General features: G+C 33.7%; 1 protein-coding gene. It reads left to right on the forward strand.

The genetic code is table 11. The features are described 5' to 3' along the window. The first annotated feature begins 210 nt into the window (after positions 1-210). Positions 211-783, forward strand: a complete 573-nt coding sequence (locus E1176_RS00515; RefSeq protein ID WP_155208636.1) for a Crp/Fnr family transcriptional regulator — start codon at positions 211-213, stop codon at positions 781-783. Positions 784-828 lie beyond the last annotated feature (45 nt).

Genomic DNA, 828 nt, shown 5'->3' on the forward strand with positions numbered 1-828 from the left:
CTTCAGGAAATGGGCACAAGTAAAAGAACCAGCTACTTTATTCTCAGCACCTTCACATATGATTTTGGAAATATCGGTGTGGCATATTTTGGTATAGCCAACAACACATTTTTTGTAAAGTCATATACCAACCTAACAAAGCCGAAAGATATACTTATATAAAGTCTTTCAGACTGGTATATTTGTATGGTCTGCTCACAAATTTTTAAGATGGAAGATAAGTACAAACGTCTAAGAGATCATATAGAAGAAATATCTGATTTAACAGATGAAGAATGGGATTTTTTATCGAAACACTTTAAGTATAAAAGCTTCAAAAAACATCAGTACCTTATACAAATCGGGCAAACAGTACCTTCAGAGTTTTGGATAATCAATGGTCTGGTTAAGTCATTTACAGTAGATAATGATGGCAAAGAGCATATTTTACAATTTGGTATGGAAGACTATTGGGTAAGTGATTATAATGCCTATCAAAATCAGATTAAATCGACACTTCATGTAGATTGTTTGGAAGACTCCGAATTTTTCAGTTTGTCTTTTGAAAATCGGGAGATTATTTGTCAGGAGGTAAAAGCTATGGCAAATTTCTTTAGAGTAAAGGCAAATTTGGGTTATATCGCTTTGCAAAAGCGTATATTATCTCATCTTACAGAAACAGCAGAAGAGAGGTATAATAACCTGCTAACTACACTACCAAAACTAATACAGCGAGTACCCAAAAAACTATTAGCTGCTTACCTTGGGGTGAGTAGGGAAACGTTAAGCAGATTAAAAGTCTGAAAGAGATTAAATAATAAGACCCAAACTTTAGGTTTGGGTCTTATT

Source organism: Fulvivirga aurantia (genome assembly GCF_009711475.1).
GTDB lineage: Bacteria > Bacteroidota > Bacteroidia > Cytophagales > Cyclobacteriaceae > Fulvivirga > Fulvivirga aurantia.